We start from the raw sequence: 17,473 nt of genomic DNA, 5'->3' as shown, positions 1-17,473 counted from the left end.
TCCGTCCAGTCAGTCTAGCCGGAAAGCGCGGCTTCCATGGCGCGAGCGGTCCGAAGAAGCCGCCGGTCCCCGCCCGCCGGACCCATTGCCATGATCCCGCAGGCCGGGCGCGCGGTCGGCAGAGTCACCGCGGGAAGCCCAAGCAGATTGCCGATCCGCGTGTTGCGCAGGGTCAGCAGGTTCTCCGAGGCAAAGAACGCGGCATCCGCCAGCAGTTTCTCGCGATCCGGCGGCAGGATCGGAACGGTCGGGAGGATCACCGCATCGAAGCCTGCGACGCTCTCGGCCCAGGCCGCGCGCAGCCGGTGAAGCGTTTCCCACCCGGCGACGAAATCCGGGGCCGAGACCTCTCGCCCGGCCTGGAACCGCGCCAGCATCGGCGGATACATCGCCTCGGGCGCCTCTTCGATATGGGCCTTCCATATTCCATAAGCCTCGGGCGCGAAAAGCGTCGGGGACAGCGCCATCGCCTCGGCCACACAGGCCGGTGCCGCGCGCGAAATGGAGGCACCGCCACGGGCCAGCGCTTCAACTGCCTCCTCGAAGGCGGCGACCGGCGCTTCGCGCGCATCCTCGAACGGTACGCCGTCCAGCACCATCAGCTTCAGCGGCCGCCCCTCCGCGCCCTCCAGATCGACCGGAGGCGCGGATGTGATCGCCGCAAAAAGCGCCGCGCAATCCTCGACGGTGCGGGCCAGCGGGCCGGCGACATCAAAACGCGGGCAAAGCGGCACCACGCCCCGCGACGATACCGCCCCGTGGCTTGGCTTGAAGCCGACCAGCCCGTTCCAGGCCGAAGGTGCTCGGATCGAGCCGCCCGTATCCGAGCCGATCGTCGCCGCTGCCAGACCCAGCGCCACCGACACCGCCGAGCCAGAGCTGGACCCGCCCGGCGCCAGCGCCGGATCCAGCGCATTGGGCGGGGTCGCGGTCATCGGGTTCAGCCCCAGCCCGGAAAAGGCCAGCTCGGTCATATGGGTCTTGCCAAGACAGATCAGCCCCGACAGGTCGGCATTGGCCAGAATTTCGGCATCGCGTTCCGGTGTACGTCCCTTCAGCAGCGCCGAGCCTGCTTCTGTTAACACGCCGGCGCTGTCCACATTGTCCTTCCAGCTGATCGGCACCCCGTCCAGCAGGCTCAGCCGTTGCTCTGACTTGGCGCGGTCATGGGCAGCGATTGCCTCGGATCTTGCGCGTTCCGGGGTCATGCGCGCAAAGATCAGCTCGCGGTCGGGATGTTTTTCCGCTGCGTCAAGATAGGCGTCGGTCAGATCGACCGGCGAGACCAGCCCCGCCATGATCGCCCGTCCCTGCTCGCATGCGGGTTTCGTCAGCCAATCCATTCCAAACTCCCCCAAAATTCTGCCCTGACGCTAATCGTTGACGCAGCGGAGGTCCACGCTTTTGCCGCATGGACGCCACCGGGGCGGCAGCTTAGACTCCGCGGCATGAGAACCGAATTCGATATCGTGATCGCTGGCGGCGGGCTGAATGGCCCCGCGCTCGGGCTGGCATTGGCAGGCGCCGGGCTTGATGTGGCCGTGGTGGACGCCGCGCCGGAACGCGATCGGGCACAGAGGGGCTTTGACGGCCGGGCCTATGCGCTGGCCCTTGCATCGGTCAGGCTGCTTGGCGGGATCGGGGTCTGGGACCGCGTCGCAGATCAGGCCCAGCCGATCCGCAAGGTCGTCGCCCGACAGGGGCGTGGCGGCGAGACCGGACCGTTCGGGCTCTTCTTCGACGCCGCCGAGATCGAGGAAGGTCTGCTGGGTCAGATGCTGGAAGACCGTTTCCTCTATCGCGCGCTGATGGACGCGATGCAGGAACGTTTGACGCATGTCCCGGCAACGAAGGTGACAGGACAACAGGCCATGCCAGGCGGGATCGAGATCACGCTGTCGGATGGCAGAACGCTGCGCGCGCGGCTTCTGGTCGGGGCGGATGGGCGCGCCTCTGGCGTCGCTCGGCGGGCCGGAATTTCCCGATCCGGATGGGATTACGGGCAGACGGCGCTGGTTTGCGCTCTGGAACAGGAATTTCCCCATCACGGCACCGCGCATCAGGTCTTTCTGCCCGGCGGCCCGCTGGCGGTGCTGCCGCTGCCCTCAGACCGGTCCTCGATCGTCTGGTCCCTGGGGAACAGCCAGGCCAAGGCCATCGCGTCGCTGGACGATGACTATTTTCTCGCCGTGCTCTCTCCGCATCTGCGCGAGATCACCGGCGCAATCGCGCTGACCGGGGCGCGATTCTCCTATCCGCTGAGCCTGTCGCTTTCCAACCGTTACATCGCCGAGCGGGTGGCTCTGATCGGCGACGCGGCGCATGGCGTGCATCCGATCGCCGGTCAGGGGCTGAATCTCGGCCTGCGAGACGTGGGCGCGTTGGCGGAATGCGTGGCCGATGCCGCGCGCCGGGGAGAGGATATCGGCTTTGACACCGTTCTCGACCGTTATCAGGGCTGGCGCAGCTTCGACTCGACGACGCTCGCGCTGGGCATGGATGGCGTCAACACGCTATTTTCCAACGACAATCCGCTGCTGCGCGCCGCGCGCGGTCTCGGGATGGGTGCGGTGAACGCAGTTCCGGCGCTGCGTCGGCATTTCATGCGCAGCGCTGCGGGGCTCAATATCGATCCGGTGCCGAGGCTGCTCGCGGGCAAGGCGCTTTAATCCGCCTTGAGCTGCCGCGCCTCGTCGATCAGCATGATCGGAATTCCGGCGCGGATCGGAAAGGCCAGACCCGCCGCGCGCGAGACCAGCTCTTGCCGCTCGGCATCATAGCGCAGCGCCGAATGCGTCGCCGGGCAGACCAGAGCCTCAAGCATGTGCCGGTCGAATTCCGGCGCCTCGGCCGGAGCGCGGGGCCGCGTGTCCTCGGCATCGCTCACTGCATCACCTCATCGTTTTCGCCGTGGCGGAGTTCGTATTCCAGCAGCCCCTCCAGCAATTCGCGCCGGGCGCTCAGCGTTGCCGATTCCAGCAGGGCCTGCTTGTCCTGCACCTCCAGCGGCAGCGCCATGGCCAGCGAATTCACCAGCAGCTCGGCCTCGGCCTCGTCCGCTGCTTCCCAGTCGGTCGAAAGATCATTGGCGTCCATATAGCGCTTCATCAGCCCGAGAAAACGGTCGCGGTCCCAGTCCGGATCTTCCTCGGCATCATCGCGGTCGCCATCATAGCCCGACCAGTCGATCTGGCCGGTCGGATAGGCATGAAACCCCTGTTCGGCCTCGGCCAACCGAAAACGCTGAACCTGCCCGAGCGAGATCAGATAGCGCCCGTCATCCTGTTCCGAAAACCCGACCACGCGGCCCGCAGACCCGATCTCGGCCAGCGTCTCGCCGTCTTCGTCGAGCGGCTGGATCATCCCGATCAGCCGATGCGGCGTCTTCAGCGCGTCCTCGACCATCTGAAGATAACGCGGCTCGAAAATATCCAGCGGCAGCCTCGTGCGCGGCATGAGCACGGCGCCGGGCAGGACGAATAACGGGATCGTGGCGGGCAGATCAAAGCTGCGCCGCGTCATGCGAATATCAGGCTGGACAGGCGGCGGCGGCCCTTCTGGGCGATGGGATCGGTCGGTTTCAACGCGTCGAAAATGGTGATGAGCTGGGTCTTGGCGGCTCCGTCATTCCATTCACGGTCGCGCCGGAAGGATTCCAGAAGCTGATCAATCGCAGCTTCGACATGGCCCGCCGCATGCAGCGCGGTGGCATAGTCGAACCGCGCCTGCTGGTCGGCGGGATCGGCCTCGACCTTCGCACTCAGATCGTCCAGCGGCCCCGCGCTCGCCGCCTGTTCGGCCAGTTGCAACTGCGCCCGCGCCGCCTCGACCGGTCCGGCAGAGGCGATTGCCGCGGGCACCTGTCCCAGCGTCTGCGCCGCCTCGTCCGACTTGCCGCCCGCCATCTGAGCGCGGATCAGCCCGCCCCAGGCCTCGGCGTTCTCGGGCTCTTCGCCGATGATCGCCCGGAACGTCTCGGCGGCGTCGTCATGCGCGCCCTCGGCCAGCATCGCCTCGGCCGCTTCTAAGGCCTCGCCCAGACCGCCATCATCGCCCGAAAGCTGGGTCAGCTTGTCGATGAAGCTCTTGAGCTCGGATTGCGGCAGCGCGCCCTGAAACGCATCGACCGGCTGACCCTGCCAGAACGCATAGACCGTGGGGATGGACTGCACCCGAAGCTGGCTTGCGATCATCTGGTTTTCATCGACATTGACCTTGGCCATGACCACGCGGCCCTTGGCTTTGGCAACCTCGGCTTCGAGCGCGGGACCCAGAGTCTTGCACGGCCCGCACCACGGCGCCCAGAAATCGACGATCACCGGGACCTGCATCGACTTCTCGACGACTTCCTTCATGAAATCGGCCTCGGTCACATCCTTGATGATGTCGCCCTCAGCCGGTGCGGCGCTGTTCTCTCCGATCAGCATCTCTGCCATTTCAACCTCGAATCCATGTTTGCCGACAATATGGGGCGTAAGAGCGCGCGGTGAAAGGGGCGCTTACAGATCGAAGCTGGCAAGGACCGGCACATGATCCGAAGGCTTCTCCCAGCCGCGCACCGGACGCAGGACACGGCTGCCGTGGCCGGCATTGGCGATATCGGGCGTCGCCCAGACATGATCCAGCCGCCGCCCGCGATCCGACGAATCCCAGTCGCGGTTGCGATAGGACCACCAGCTGTAAAGCTGCCCTTCTGGGATATCCTTGCGGGTGATATCCACCCATTTCCCGGCGTCCTGCGCCGCGCCGAGATGCTCGACCTCGATCGGGGTGTGGCTGACCACTTTCAGAAGCTGCTTATGCGACCAGACGTCATCCTCGCGCGGGGCGATGTTGAAATCCCCGACCATGATCGAGCGTTCCGGGCGTTCCTCATGGAACACGTCGCGCATCTCGGTCAGGAAATCGAGCTTCTGGCCGAATTTCTCGTTGACCTCGCGGTCGGGAATATCGCCCCCTGCCGGGATATAGAAATTATGGATCACCACGCCGTTTTCCAGCCGCGCCGCGACGTGTCGGGCATGGCCCATTCGGGCGTAATCCCGGTCGCCCGCATCCTCCAGCGGAAGCCGGGACAGGATCGCCACGCCGTTATAGCCCTTCTGCCCGCGCGCCACCATATGCTCATAGCCGAGCGCGCGGAATCCCTCTACCGGGATCTTGTCGACCGGGGATTTGCACTCTTGAAGGCAGAGAATATCGGGGGCCTCTTCACGCAGCAGGCGCTCGACCAGCCCGGCCCGCAGCCGCACCGAATTGATGTTCCAGGTGGCGATGGTGAACATGGACAACCTTTCTGTTGGGCGCCAGACCGTAACGACGGCGTTCCTGACTGTCGAGACCAGGATAAATTTCCTTTGCCTGAGACGTGTTAGCCGATAGAACCCGGCCATCGCGACTGAAGAGGCACGGCGGGCGAATGACGATCGATGAGGCATTGAGCAAGGGCGGTGCCGGCAGGTTCCAGAAACGACTGCTGGCGATTTTCGGTCTGGTCTGGGCAGCCGATGCGATGCAGGTCATCGCGGTTGGCTTTGCAGCGCCCTCGGTCGCGGTCACTTTCGGGCTGGACCGGGCCGTCGCGCTTCAGATCGGGACGCTGTTTTTCCTTGGCATGTTCGTCGGCGCCTTCGTCTTTGGCCGCGTGGCCGACCGGTTGGGGCGGCGCAACGTGCTGCTGCTGACTGTCGCCGCGGATGCGGTGTTCGGCCTCGCCTCGGTCTTCGCCGGAGATTTCACCCTGTTGCTGGCGCTGCGCTTTCTGACTGGCGTCGCTGTCGGCGGCACGCTGCCCGTCGATTACGCCATGATGGCCGAGTTCCTGCCGCCGAAGAATCGCGGTCGCTGGCTGGTGCTTCTGGAAGGCTTCTGGGCCGTCGGCACCATCGTCGTCGCGCTGACCGCCTGGCTCGCGGCCTCATATGGCGCAGAGGCCCCCTGGCGCTGGATCTTTCTCATCGCCGCCCTGCCCGCGCTGATCGGCATCTTCCTGCGGATCTGGGTGCCGGAATCGCCGATGTATCTGCTGAAAACCGGGCAGCAGGACAAGGCGCGGCGCGTCGTCAACCGCGTGCTGGTCACAAATGGCGCGGCAAAGCTGTCCCACGATACCGAACTGACGCTTGCCGCCCCGCCCGAAGGCGCGCCGAACTCGATCCTCTCGGACAGTCTGCGGATACGCACATTCGGTATCATGGCGGTGTGGTTCCTCGTCTCGCTCAGCTATTATGGCGTGTTCATCTGGGTGCCGGGCTGGCTCGCCGGCGAAGGCATGGGCTGGGTGCGCGGCTATGGCTTCCTCGTGATCCTCGCGCTGGCCCAGATCCCCGGCTATGCGCTGGCCGCTTACGGGGTCGAACGCTGGGGCCGCCGCGCCACGCTGATGGGATTCCTGCTGGCTTCGGCGGCGGGTTGCTTCCTGTTCACCCTGTCGCTGAATCCGGGGCTGGTGGCGATCTCGCTGATCCTGATGAGCTTCGCGCTGCTGGGAAGCTGGGGCGCGCTTTACGCCTTCACGCCGGAACTCTACCCGACCAATTTGCGCGGCACCGGCATGGGCACCGCCTCGGCCATCGCGCGTCTGGGTGGGCTGTTTGCGCCGACGCTGCTGACCTTCGCCTTTGCCAAGGGCTTCGGCTTCGCCATCGGGGTCTTCGCGGCTCTGCTGGTTCTGGCGGCTGTAGCACTGCTTCTGGTGAAGACCGAGACCCGCGACCGCGCCATCGGCTGAAACCCGGATCACATCCAAACCCGCCACCCCGAGCGATTCGGCACCGTTTTCCCCGCGCTGCGACGCGGCGGAGCGATGCAGACATGCAACACACCCTCCCCAACCGATGCAGCGCCAGCGCCAACTGCACGGCGAGTGAGGGGGAGGAAAATTAACCAATTCCAGTCCCTGCGAGGAATTTCGCATTCTCCGGTCGCGGGCAATGCGCCGAGCCTCCATCGCAGCGCCCGAAAAATTCCCGGCAAATAAAAGGCCGGATCATAGAATGAACTGTTCAGCGCCCCTAGATATACTCAAGTATCGATCGTCCCGGCATTCCCGGCAACGCTTGGCCCGACATCCCGGTCGCAGCCTCGCCGGAGCCGGCCCCGCACCGAACGCCACCGACGACGTGGCGCCAACGACGCTGACCGACCATGCCCCCCAATCTCATCATCAATCCGAATTTCGACGGCAACTCGCTGACCGGCTGGACGACGACGGGAGATGCCAGCACCTACGCGGGCAGTCAGGAGCTTGCGGTTTTCGACAAAAGCTCGAACAGCGGCGGCAGCATCGCGCAGAACGTGACGGTCGAAGCCGGTAAAAGCTACGATTTCAGCTTTGATTTCGGCTTCGCCGTCAACCGTGTGTCCGGCGGCAGCGCCAATGTCAGCTATACGATCGAAGCCGTGGACGCCAACGGCAATGTCGGTCCGGTGATCGCGCAGGGTCAGAGCACGGACAGCACCGGCACCGATTACCGCCTCAGCTCAGCAGCGGATACGCCGGTGGCAACCCAATTCACCGTTCCCGCGGGTGTGACAGAGATCCGCGTCACCATCTCGGGCGGTGTCAGCAACAGCACTAGCCGCGACGCAGTTGTCGATGACGTCTATCTCGGGGTGGTCTGCTTTACCGCCGGCACGATGATCGCCACCCCGGACGGCCCGCGCGCAGTCGAGACACTGGCCGAAGGCAGCATGGTCACCACACTGACCCATGGCGACCAGCCCATCCGCTGGATCGGCCACCGCCATCTCAGCCCCGCCGAGCTTGCCGCGAAACCCAATCTGCGCCCGATCCGCATCCGCCGCAGCGCGCTGGGTCCCGGGATTCCCGCGCGCGACATGGTCGTGTCTCCGCAGCATCGGATGCTTGTCTCTTCGGCCATTGTGCATCGCATGTATGGTGCGAATTCCGTGCTGATCGCGGCGAGGAAGCTGCTGCCGCTGCATGGCGTCGAGGAAATCACTGCCGACGCGCCCGTCGATTACTGGCATTTCCTCTGCGACCGCCACGAGATCGTCACCGCCGACGGCGCTCTGGCCGAGACGCTTTATCTTGGCACTCAGGCCTTGCGGAACATGACCGACGAAGCGCGGCACGAAATCCACGCGCTGTTCCCCGATCTGTTGCGCGGATGGGAGGCCCCGCCAGCTGCCGTCTTTGCCGAGGGCAAGCGCAGCAAGAGGCTGGTCGCGCGGCATCTCAAGAACGCCAAGCCCCTCGCCGAACCCTTTACCCCTTCTCCGCGCGCCGCGCGGCGCGGCTCCCGCGGCTGAGCGCATGAAAAAACCCCGGCTTGCGCCGGGGCCAGTTCGAGACAGGGAGGGTGTGGCCGTATCCCCGAACCACTGGGCTTCGCGGACATAACCCCGACACATAGCGCCGGTTCCCGCCCTGTCACAATTTTCACGCCACCAGCCGATACCCGCCGCTTTCGGTGACCAGAAGCCGCGCATTGGACGGGTCCGGCTCGATCTTCTGGCGCAGCCGGTAGATATGGGTTTCCAGCGTATGGGTGGTCACCCCGGCATTATAGCCCCAGACCTCGTGCAGCAGCACATCGCGCGCCACCACGCCATCCTGCGCACGGTAGAGATATTTGAGGATGTTGGTCTCTTTCTCGGTCAGTCGGATCTTCCGGTCCCGCTCGTCGATCAGCATCTTCATCGACGGCTTGAACGTATACGGTCCAAGCTGGAAGATCGCGTCCTCGGATTGCTCATGGGTCCGAAGCTGCGCCCGCAGCCGGGCCAGCAGCACCGGGAACTTGAACGGCTTGGTGATATAATCATTCGCTCCGCTGTCGAGCCCGAGGATCGTGTCGGCATCGGTGTCGTGCCCGGTCAGCATCACGACGGGGCATTTGACGCCCTGCTTGCGCAGGCGCTTGCACAGCTCGCGCCCATCCGTATCGGGCAGGCCGACATCCAGCACCACGAGATCGAAAATCGCCTCCTTGCAGCGCTCGACCGCCTCGGCGCCCGTGCCCGCCTCGAACACATCGAATTCCTCCGTCGCGACGAGTTGCTCGGCCAGCGCCTCGCGCAGGTCTTCCTCGTCATCCACCAGCAGTATCTTCTTCAGTCCGGCCATGCTCTTGCCTCCAGTAACGTTGTCGCGCACAAGCTGTATTGCGCCGGACGCCCCGTCCAGTGATGTTGCGAGATCCTCACGCGCTGTTGTCGCCGGGGCGAGAAATGTTTCAGTTTGTTTCAGAATGAGCCTGCTACCGACCCTCTCCGAACGGATTTCCCGCGCCCGCGCCGAGCTGCGCATGGGGCTGGCGGTCGGCATTGATGGCTGGCTCGTCGCCGCGGTCGAGACGCTGCGCCCGGATCGTCTGGCAGCCATGTGCGCGCTCGGCACCCCGGTTCTGGCGATCACCGCACGGCGCGCCGAGACGCTGAAGGCGCGCGCCTATGACGTCGATCTGGCCCGCATCGCGCTGCCGGATGGGGCCGGGCTCGACTGGCTGCGCGCGGTGGCCGACCCCTCTGCCGATCTCATGAACCCGATGAAGGGTCCCTTCACCAGCCTGCGCGGTGGCGATGCCGCGCCGCATCTGGCCGCCATCCTGCTGGCGAAATCGGCAAAGCTCCTGCCCGCGCTGCTGATGGTCGAGGCAGAGACCCCCGCCGGACTCTCGCATCTCGTATCGGCCCCGTTGACTGCCGCTCTGGCAGAGGAATCGCTGCTGCATCCGGTGGCGGCTGCGCGGCTGCCGCTCGAATCCTCCGAAAGCGCGCGCCTGCATATCTTCCGCCCCGAGGATGGTGGCGCCGAACATTACGCCGTCGAGATCGGTGACCCGCCCCGCGACGGAATCCCTCTGGTGCGGCTCCACTCGGCCTGTTTCACCGGCGATGTGCTGGGCAGCCTGAAATGCGATTGCGGCCCGCAGCTTCACACCGCGCTTCAGCGCATGGGTGAGGCCGGATCTGGCGTGCTGCTTTATCTCAACCAGGAAGGGCGCGGCATCGGGCTCGCCAACAAGATGCGCGCCTATGGCCTGCAAAATCAGGGGTTCGACACGGTCGAGGCCAATCACCGCCTCGGCTTCGAAGATGACGAACGCGATTTCCGCATTGGCGCGGGGTTGCTGCGCGCGATGGGCTTTGCGCGGGTGAGGCTGATGACGAACAATCCGCGCAAGGTCGCGATGCTGGAATCGCACGGCATCGAGGTGGTCGACCGCGTGCCGCTGATCCTGCCGCCGAATCGGTTCAATCGCGGCTATCTCGCCACCAAGGCCAAGAAATCCGGCCATCTGCTATGAGTCCCGACGACATCGTGCTGACCCCGCGCGGCCTGCGCTTTCTGGGTCGCCATCTGCCCTGCAGCATCGGTCGCGGCGGAGTCACCACCGACAAGCGCGAAGGCGACGGCGCCACCCCGGCAGGGCTGCATTGCATCACCGGGCTGTGGTATCGCCCGGACCGCCTGCCCGCGCCGACGCGCTGGGCGCGCCCCATCGGTCCCGGCGATCTCTGGTGCGACGAAAGCGGCCATCCGCTTTACAACCGTCATGCCCGCCTGCCGCTCGCCGCGTCACATGAAAGGCTGCGCCGCGCCGATCCGCTTTACGATCTGGTGCTGACGACGGATTGGAACTGGCCCGATGCCAAAGTCGGCAAAGGCTCGGCGATCTTCCTGCATCAATGGCGCCGGCCGGGTTATGTCACTGCGGGCTGCATCGCCGTTGCGCGTCGGGATCTGATCTGGCTGGCCCGCCACGCGAGGCCGGGGACAAGGCTCATCGTTCCATCTTCGGTGCCCAAATACCTGTTTACACGCCAAAGCGCACCGCAGACCCGCATCTGACGGGCTCAGCCCCGGTCGGAATAATCCCGCGCGCCGAAAATCGCACTGCCGACGCGAATATGGGTCGCGCCCTCGGCAATCGCCGCCTCAAAATCCGCGCTCATCCCCATGGACAGCCGATCCAGCCCCGCCGCCTCGGCGAGTTCGCGGAGCATGACGAAATGCGGTCGCGCCTCTTCGGCCTCGGGGGGGATGCACATCAGCCCCTGCGGGGTCAGCCCCAATTCGTGGATCTGATCCAGAAAACCCGGCAGCTCGTCGGGCAGGATGCCCGCCTTTTGCGGCTCGTCCCCGGTATTCACCTGCACGAAAAGCTCGGGCGTATTGCCGTCATGCGCGGCGAGCGCATTGGCCAGCTTGCGCGCCAGCGACATGCGGTCCAGCGTGTGGATCGCATCGAACAGCCCGGCCGCCGCCTTGGCCTTGTTGGATTGCAGCGGCCCGATCATATGCAGCCGGACGCCGCCGTAACGCTGACGCCAGCCGGGCCATTTGCCCTGCGCCTCTTGCACGTAATTCTCGCCAAAGACGCGATGACCCTGTTCCAGCACCGTCTCGACGCGCGCATCGGGCTGCACCTTGCTGACCGCGATCAGCTCGACCGAGCCCTCTGGCCGCCCTGCCGCCCGTTCCGCGGCAGCGATGCGTTGTCTGATCTCTTGCAGTCCCATGGGCGCGACAGTTCCAAAAGAAAAGAGCGGGCGCAAGGCCCGCTCTTTCCGTGACGTCTGATCGGTTGGGATCAGAAGTTGAAGGACAGACCGAAGTCAGCCAGGGTGTTGTTGTACTCTTGGGTGCCGTTGTCGACCGAAGCGTCAACGATACCACCTTTGATGGTCGCGCCACCGCCCAGATCGTAGGCAGCGCCGATACCGAAGGCGTGGCCGTCGACGTCGATGTTGTCGAACTCGTTCCGGCGATAGAAGGCCGACACGGCGACACCATTCGACATCTCATAGCCGGCGCCCAGACCGTACTGGTCGAAGTCCAGCTCATCGTTGTCCGACGAGGTGCTCAGCCAAACGCCCTTCAGGGTGATGCCGCTGATCGAGGTCCCACCCGAGATACCCCAGCTCTCCGAGTCGGCGTCAAAGCCCAGCGGGCCGACGACGGTCGAGTAAACGCCGGAGTCTTCGATGATGAACGGGTTGACGGTGTAGTCGGCCTTTTCGTAACCGATACCGAAGGTGTAGCCGCCCAGGTCGTAGCCGACACCGAGAGCCCAGGACTGCGTATCACGCTCAGCGTCGGTGTTGCCATAGAAGGCATCCGAGAACGAAGCATACAGATTGGCGTTGCCGATGCTGTATTCATACAGCAGGCCAGCGTCCGAGCCATAGGTCTCATCAATGCCGTCATTGTCCAGGTCGGCGGTGTAGGACAGCTCTTCCGAGGTCGCGTAGGCAAACTCGTTCCAGTAGTCGAGACCCGACAGGCCGACTTCCGGCAGGTCGCCAACGGCTTGTTCCAGAGCGCCGTCGATATCGCCGGCGGTCAGCTTGCCATAGGCACCCGACACATAGATGTCGCCCGAGGTGGCGGAGTTGTTGTCGCCAGCGTTAGCGGCCTGGTCCGAACGCAGGTTGGCGCCGAACGAGATGCCGGCCGGCGATTCGCCGGTCAGGCTGAACTTGACGCGAACGCGGTTGACGACGTTCCAGGAGTTGTCGCCGGTGTAGCCGGTGTCGCTTTCATAGCGCAGGCCCAGACGGCCGTCGCCGGACACGGCGACTTCTGCGGCGGCGACGCCAGCGGTCATGACGAGCGCGGTGGTCGCAAACAGAACCTTTTTCATGGTGTTCCCTCTTGTCTCTCGGTGTTCCCCCAAGGCCGCATAAGTGCCGCTTGGGTATGACTGATGTGTCGCTCGTTCATTCCGTCAATGCAATTAAAACGCCTTTCACTTTACGGGATTGCCGGTTTTGTGGTGCGAATTGGTCACACCCGAGTGATCGCCCGCCACAGGGTCGCGCTCGGGAAAAGCTTGTCCGCCCCGCCTCTTCCGCGCTAATGAGCAGCAAGGCCGCAAGGCCGCTGCAATAAAAGGACAGTGCCATGACCCGTTTCGCCTTTCGCTGCGCCGCGACACTCGCCCTGACCACGTCGCTGGCAGCCTGTGGCGGCGGCGGCATCTTCGGCGGCGGGTCGAACGCACAGACCGACCCGACGCAAGAACGGCGGCAATCCACGATCTGGGACCTCTTCGGCAATAACAACGATTCCAACAAGGCCGTCGCGGTCAATAAATACCTCTGGAATGCGAGCCTCGAAGTGCTGAATTTCCTGCCCGTGCAATCGGTCGATCCCTTCACCGGGGTGATCGTCACCGGCTACGGCACGCCCCCCGGCGGCGGGCGCAGCTATCGCGCCACCATCCAGATCACCGACCCGGCCCTGGACGCGCGTTCGCTGAAACTGTCGCTTCAAGGTGCCGGCGGCGCGGCGGTCGCGCCGGGCACGGTTCGCGCGGTCGAGGACGCGATCCTCACCCGTGCCCGCCAGCTCCGCGTGGCCGACGGGCGGCTGTAAGTAGGGACTTACTTCTCACGCCCGCGAGCGTTAAACCCTTCGGGCATTACAACGCCCGGAGACCCCATGCCCTACGATCCCGCAACCAGCGAAAAGCACTGGCAGGACGCCTGGAGCCAGGCCGACAGCTTCAAGGCCGTGCGGGACGACCGGCCCAAATACTATGTGCTGGAGATGTTCCCCTACCCGTCGGGGCGCATCCATATGGGCCATGTCCGCAACTATGCGATGGGCGACGTGGTGGCGCGGTTCAAGCGCGCGCAGGGTTTTTCGGTGCTGCACCCGATGGGCTGGGACGCGTTCGGGATGCCGGCGGAAAACGCCGCGATGGAACAGGGCGGCCATCCGCGCGACTGGACCTATGGCAATATCGCAGCGATGAAGGACCAGTTGAAGCCGCTGGGTCTGTCGATCGACTGGTCCCGCGAATTCGCCACCTGCGATGACGATTACGTCGCGCAGCAACAGGCGCTGTTCCTCGATTTCCTCGAAGCCGGGCTGATCACACGCAAATCCGCTCAGGTGAACTGGGACCCGGTCGACATGACCGTGCTGGCCAATGAACAGGTGATCGACGGCAAGGGCTGGCGCTCGGGCGCGCCGGTCGAGCGGAAAGAGCTGACGCAGTGGTTCTTCCGCATCTCGGATTACTCCGAAGAGCTGCTCTCGGCGATTGACGGGCTGGAGGGCTGGCCGGAAAAGGTTCGGCTGATGCAGCGCAACTGGATCGGCAAATCGCGCGGCCTGCAATTCCGCTTCCACACCGTCGATGCGCCCGAGGATTTCGACGAGATCGAGGTCTACACCACCCGCCCCGACACGCTGATGGGCGCAAGCTTCATCGCGCTGTCGCCGGATCACCCGATGGCCCGCCATCTGGCCGAGGGCAATGCCGAGATCCGGGCCTTCATCGAGGACTGCCGCCGCATCGGCACCACCGAGGAAGCCATTGAAACCGCGCCGAAAATGGGCTTCGACACCGGGCTGAGCGTCGCCCATCCGCTTGATCCCGACTGGAAACTGCCGATCTGGATCGCGAATTTCGTGCTGATGGATTATGGCACCGGCGCGATTTTCGGTTCGCCCGCGCATGACGAGCGCGACCATGAATTCGCGACCAAATACGGCCTGCCGATTCGCGCCACCTTTGGCGAGAAGGGCATGGATCTCGCCGCCGCCGATGCGATGGTGGCAAAGGGCCCCTATGTGCCGCTGAAATCCGAAACCGTCAGCTATGTGCGCGGCTTCTCGGGCGCGGCGGAGCAGACCGGCGAGGAGGCCGTGACCGCCGCCATCGCCCATGCCGAGGAACAGGGCTATGGCGAGGGCGTCACCAAATATCGCCTGCGCGACTGGGGCATCTCGCGCCAGCGTTACTGGGGATGCCCGATCCCGGTCGTGCATTGCGCCAAATGCGGCACCGTCCCCGAGGCGAAAGAGAACCTGCCCGTCCTGCTGCCGCAGGATGTCAGCTTCGATCAGCCCGGCAACCCGCTGGACCGTCACCCCACATGGCGTCAGGCGACCTGCCCGCAATGCGGCGGCGCGGCCACGCGCGAAACCGACACGATGGACACGTTCGTCGATTCGAGCTGGTATTACGCGCGTTTCACTTCGCCCCACGCCTCGACACCGACCGACCGCGCCGATGCGGATTACTGGATGAATGTCGACCAGTATATCGGCGGGATCGAGCATGCGATTCTGCATCTGCTCTATTCCCGCTTCTTCGCCCGCGCGATGGTCAAGACCGGCCATTTGCCCCAACACGCGAAGGAACCCTTCGACGCGCTGTTCACGCAGGGCATGGTCACGCATGAGATCTACAAGACCGCCGACGCCAGGGGCCGCCCGGTCTATCACCTGCCCGAGGATGTGACCGACGGCAAGCTGGCCGATGGCACCGAGGTCGAGATCATCCCCTCGGCCAAGATGTCCAAATCCAAGAAGAACGTCGTCGATCCGGTGGATATCGTTGCCAATTTCGGCGCCGACACGGCGCGTTGGTTCATGCTGTCCGATTCACCGCCCGAACGCGACGTGGAATGGACAAGCGCCGGGGCCGAGGCGGCGTATAAATTCCTTGCCCGCGTCTGGCGGCTGGCCGATGAGGCACCCGAGGGCGGGGACGATCCCGACCTGACCCGCGCCGCGCATCGCGCCATTGCCGATGTGACGAAATCCATCGAAAGCTTTGCGTTCAACAAGGCCGTGGCGAAGCTCTATGAACTCGCCAACGCCATCGGCAAATCCAAAGCCGGTGGAGAGGCTCGTCGCGAGGTGCTGCGCATCATGGCGCAGCTGATGGCCCCGATGGTCCCGCATCTGGCCGAAGAAATCTGGGCCAGATCCGGCGGCACCGGCATGGTGGTGGATGCAGGCTGGCCCAAGGCCGACCCCGCTTTGCTGGTCGATGACACGGTGACCATGCCGATCCAGATCAACGGCAAGCGCCGGGCTGAGATCAGCGTTGCCAAGGACATGCCCAAGGAAGACATCGAATCGCTCGTCCTTGCAGATGAGACCGTGCAGAAATTCCTCGATGGGGCATCGCCGAAGAAGCTGATCGTTGTTCCGGGACGGATCGTCAATGTCGTGGCCTGACCCCCTCCGCCGCCTCGTGTCACGCGTCGCGGTGCTGGCCGGGATCGCGGCGCTCGCGGCCTGTGCGCTGACCCCGGCTTACGGCCCCGGCGGCAGCGGCACAGCCCTGCAGGGCCGCGTCGCCCTGCAAGAGGCCAACGACATCGACAGCTTCGCGTTGAACCGCCGGCTTTCGGAACGGCTCGGCCCCGAACAGGCGGCACGATACGAGCTGCAATACCGGCTGACCACGGCGGTCGTCGCACAGGCGATCAACGCCTCCGAGGTGGCGACGCGCTATTCTCTCAACGGGACCGCCGATTTCGTGCTGACCGACAGCGCCACCGGGGCGGCGATCACGCGCGGCCGGGCGTCCAGTTTCACCTCCTATTCCGCGACCGGCACCACCATCGCCACCACCACAGCGGAGCGCGACGCGCGCGAGCGTCTGATGGTGATGCTGGCCGACCAGATCGTGACCCGGCTGCTGGCCGGCTTCCCGCGCCAGCAATGATCCTGAAAGGCGCCGAGATCGGCCGCTATCTGGCCAAGCCGGACCCGACCCGTCCGGCATTGCTGATCTATGGGCAGGATGCCATGCGGGTGGCGCTGAAACGGGCCGAGGCCGTGGCCGCGCTGACCGGCCCCAACGCCGATGAGGAAATGCGGCTGACACGGCTCGCCGGCGGCGATCTGCGCAAGGATGCGGCGGCGCTGATGGATGCCGTCAAGGCGGTGGGATTCTTCCCCGGTCAGCGCGTGGTGCTGGTCGAGGACACGCCCGACGCCGCCGCCCCGGCCATTGCCGCGGCGCTCGAGGATTGGGCGCATGGCGACGCGGCGATCGTGGTGACGGCAGGCGGATTGGCGAAATCTTCGGCGCTGCGCAAGCTGTTCGAGCCGCATAAACAGGCGGTGGTCGCCCCGATCTATGACGATCCGCCCGGCGAAGAGGAGGTCTCGCGCTGGCTCAGGGAGGCCGGTCTGACCGAGATCGAACGCGAGGCGATGCGCGATCTGATGACGCTGTCACGCGCGCTGGATCCCGGCGATTTCCGGCAGACGGTCGAGAAGATCGGGCTTTACAAGCATGGCGACGACAGCGCGCTGACCAGCGCAGAGGTCGCGCTGATGGCGCCCTCCACCATCGACGCCGAGGTCGATGAGCTGATCGACGTGGTGGCCGAAGGCAATTCCGACCGCTTCGGGCAGATCATGCGCCGGATCGAAGGTCAGGGCATTGCGCCGGTCACGATCTGCATCGCCGCGCTGCGCCATTTCCGCGCCCTGCATGCCGCCAGCGCCGATCCGGGCGGCCCGCAGGCCGGCCTGTCCCGGCTGCGCCCGCCGGTCTTCGGGCCGCGCCGCGACCGCATGGCGCGGCAGGTGCAAAGCTGGGGGATGCGCAATCTCGAAGATGCGGTGCATCATCTGCTGGACACCGACCTGCAACTTCGCAGCTCGACCCGCGCGCCGCAGATGGCGCTGATGGAACGCGCGCTGATCCGGCTCGCGATGATGCCGCGCGGCGCGCGGTGAGGG

17 protein-coding genes are annotated in these 17,473 nt (G+C 65.1%); 9 read left to right on the top strand and 8 right to left on the bottom strand.

Annotated features, from left to right (window positions below; genetic code table 11):
- Positions 1-14: 14 nt before the first annotated feature.
- A complete protein-coding gene (locus tag PAF18_RS15250) occupies positions 15-1,343 on the bottom strand; it encodes an amidase (RefSeq protein ID WP_271116538.1) in 1,329 nt (442 codons plus the stop codon).
- A gap of 105 nt (positions 1,344-1,448) precedes the next feature.
- Here PAF18_RS15250 and PAF18_RS15245 point away from each other — a divergent pair, with 105 nt between their 5' ends.
- Positions 1,449-2,669 (top strand): UbiH/UbiF/VisC/COQ6 family ubiquinone biosynthesis hydroxylase, encoded by a 1,221-nt coding sequence (locus PAF18_RS15245; protein WP_271116537.1) that lies wholly within the window; start codon positions 1,449-1,451, stop codon positions 2,667-2,669.
- Here the strand turns inward: PAF18_RS15245 and PAF18_RS15240 are convergent.
- The 4 genes from PAF18_RS15240 to PAF18_RS15225 form a co-directional block, all read right to left on the bottom strand.
- Positions 2,666-2,824: a Trm112 family protein gene (locus PAF18_RS15240; RefSeq protein WP_271118154.1), complete on the bottom strand. Its 159-nt coding sequence runs from the start codon at positions 2,822-2,824 to the stop codon at positions 2,666-2,668. The two genes, PAF18_RS15245 and PAF18_RS15240, sit on opposite strands and share 4 nt — an antisense overlap.
- A gap of 59 nt (positions 2,825-2,883) precedes the next feature.
- Positions 2,884-3,522, bottom strand: a complete 639-nt coding sequence (locus PAF18_RS15235; RefSeq protein WP_271116536.1) for an LON peptidase substrate-binding domain-containing protein — start codon at positions 3,520-3,522, stop codon at positions 2,884-2,886.
- The gene (gene trxA / locus PAF18_RS15230; RefSeq protein WP_434802227.1) at positions 3,519-4,436 is read right to left on the bottom strand and encodes a thioredoxin; all 918 of its coding nucleotides are present in this window, start codon (positions 4,434-4,436) and stop codon (positions 3,519-3,521) included. The genes PAF18_RS15235 and trxA overlap by 4 nt, the downstream gene beginning before the upstream one ends.
- Positions 4,437-4,499: 63 nt before the next feature.
- Positions 4,500-5,285, bottom strand: coding sequence for an exodeoxyribonuclease III (locus tag PAF18_RS15225; RefSeq protein ID WP_271116535.1), 786 nt, complete (start codon positions 5,283-5,285; stop codon positions 4,500-4,502).
- A 134-nt stretch (positions 5,286-5,419) separates the two neighbouring features.
- Here PAF18_RS15225 and PAF18_RS15220 point away from each other — a divergent pair, with 134 nt between their 5' ends.
- A complete protein-coding gene (locus PAF18_RS15220; RefSeq protein ID WP_271116534.1) occupies positions 5,420-6,730 on the top strand; it encodes an MFS transporter in 1,311 nt (436 codons plus the stop codon).
- A gap of 416 nt (positions 6,731-7,146) precedes the next feature.
- Positions 7,147-8,274, top strand: coding sequence for a Hint domain-containing protein (locus PAF18_RS15215; protein ID WP_271116533.1), 1,128 nt, complete (start codon positions 7,147-7,149; stop codon positions 8,272-8,274).
- A gap of 130 nt (positions 8,275-8,404) precedes the next feature.
- On the opposite strand, the gene PAF18_RS15210 is transcribed toward PAF18_RS15215, so the two are convergent.
- Positions 8,405-9,091: a response regulator transcription factor gene (locus tag PAF18_RS15210; RefSeq protein ID WP_271116532.1), complete on the bottom strand. Its 687-nt coding sequence runs from the start codon at positions 9,089-9,091 to the stop codon at positions 8,405-8,407.
- Positions 9,092-9,215: 124 nt separating this feature from the next.
- Between PAF18_RS15210 and ribA the strand changes: the two genes are divergently transcribed.
- Entirely contained in the window at positions 9,216-10,274 is a 1,059-nt protein-coding gene (ribA, locus tag PAF18_RS15205; protein WP_271116531.1) for a GTP cyclohydrolase II, read from the top strand.
- A complete protein-coding gene (locus PAF18_RS15200) occupies positions 10,271-10,819 on the top strand; it encodes a L,D-transpeptidase family protein (RefSeq protein ID WP_271116530.1) in 549 nt (182 codons plus the stop codon). The genes ribA and PAF18_RS15200 overlap by 4 nt, the downstream gene beginning before the upstream one ends.
- A 5-nt stretch (positions 10,820-10,824) precedes the next feature.
- Here PAF18_RS15200 and PAF18_RS15195 read toward each other — a convergent pair whose 3' ends face one another.
- Together PAF18_RS15195 and PAF18_RS15190 are read right to left on the bottom strand one after the other, a co-directional pair.
- Entirely contained in the window at positions 10,825-11,490 is a 666-nt protein-coding gene (locus PAF18_RS15195; RefSeq protein WP_271116529.1) for a YggS family pyridoxal phosphate-dependent enzyme, read from the bottom strand.
- Positions 11,491-11,561: 71 nt separating this feature from the next.
- Entirely contained in the window at positions 11,562-12,614 is a 1,053-nt protein-coding gene (locus PAF18_RS15190; protein ID WP_271116528.1) for a porin, read from the bottom strand.
- Between the two features lie 260 nt (positions 12,615-12,874).
- Here PAF18_RS15190 and PAF18_RS15185 point away from each other — a divergent pair, with 260 nt between their 5' ends.
- From PAF18_RS15185 to holA, 4 genes are all read left to right on the top strand, one after another.
- Positions 12,875-13,348 (top strand): DUF3576 domain-containing protein, encoded by a 474-nt coding sequence (locus PAF18_RS15185; RefSeq protein ID WP_271116527.1) that lies wholly within the window; start codon positions 12,875-12,877, stop codon positions 13,346-13,348.
- Positions 13,349-13,414: 66 nt separating this feature from the next.
- Positions 13,415-15,952: a leucine--tRNA ligase gene (gene leuS, locus PAF18_RS15180; RefSeq protein ID WP_271116526.1), complete on the top strand. Its 2,538-nt coding sequence runs from the start codon at positions 13,415-13,417 to the stop codon at positions 15,950-15,952.
- Positions 15,939-16,445 (top strand): LPS assembly lipoprotein LptE, encoded by a 507-nt coding sequence (gene lptE / locus PAF18_RS15175; protein ID WP_271116525.1) that lies wholly within the window; start codon positions 15,939-15,941, stop codon positions 16,443-16,445. The genes leuS and lptE overlap by 14 nt, the downstream gene beginning before the upstream one ends.
- Positions 16,442-17,470 (top strand): DNA polymerase III subunit delta, encoded by a 1,029-nt coding sequence (holA, locus tag PAF18_RS15170; RefSeq protein WP_271116524.1) that lies wholly within the window; start codon positions 16,442-16,444, stop codon positions 17,468-17,470. Before lptE ends, holA begins: the two co-directional genes overlap by 4 nt.
- Positions 17,471-17,473: the final 3 nt, after the last annotated feature.

Source organism: Paracoccus sediminicola (assembly GCF_027912835.1).
Taxonomy (GTDB): domain Bacteria; phylum Pseudomonadota; class Alphaproteobacteria; order Rhodobacterales; family Rhodobacteraceae; genus Paracoccus; species Paracoccus sediminicola.
The sequence above is the reverse complement of the archived record's forward strand: the minus strand, read 5'-3'. Positions and strand labels throughout refer to the sequence as shown.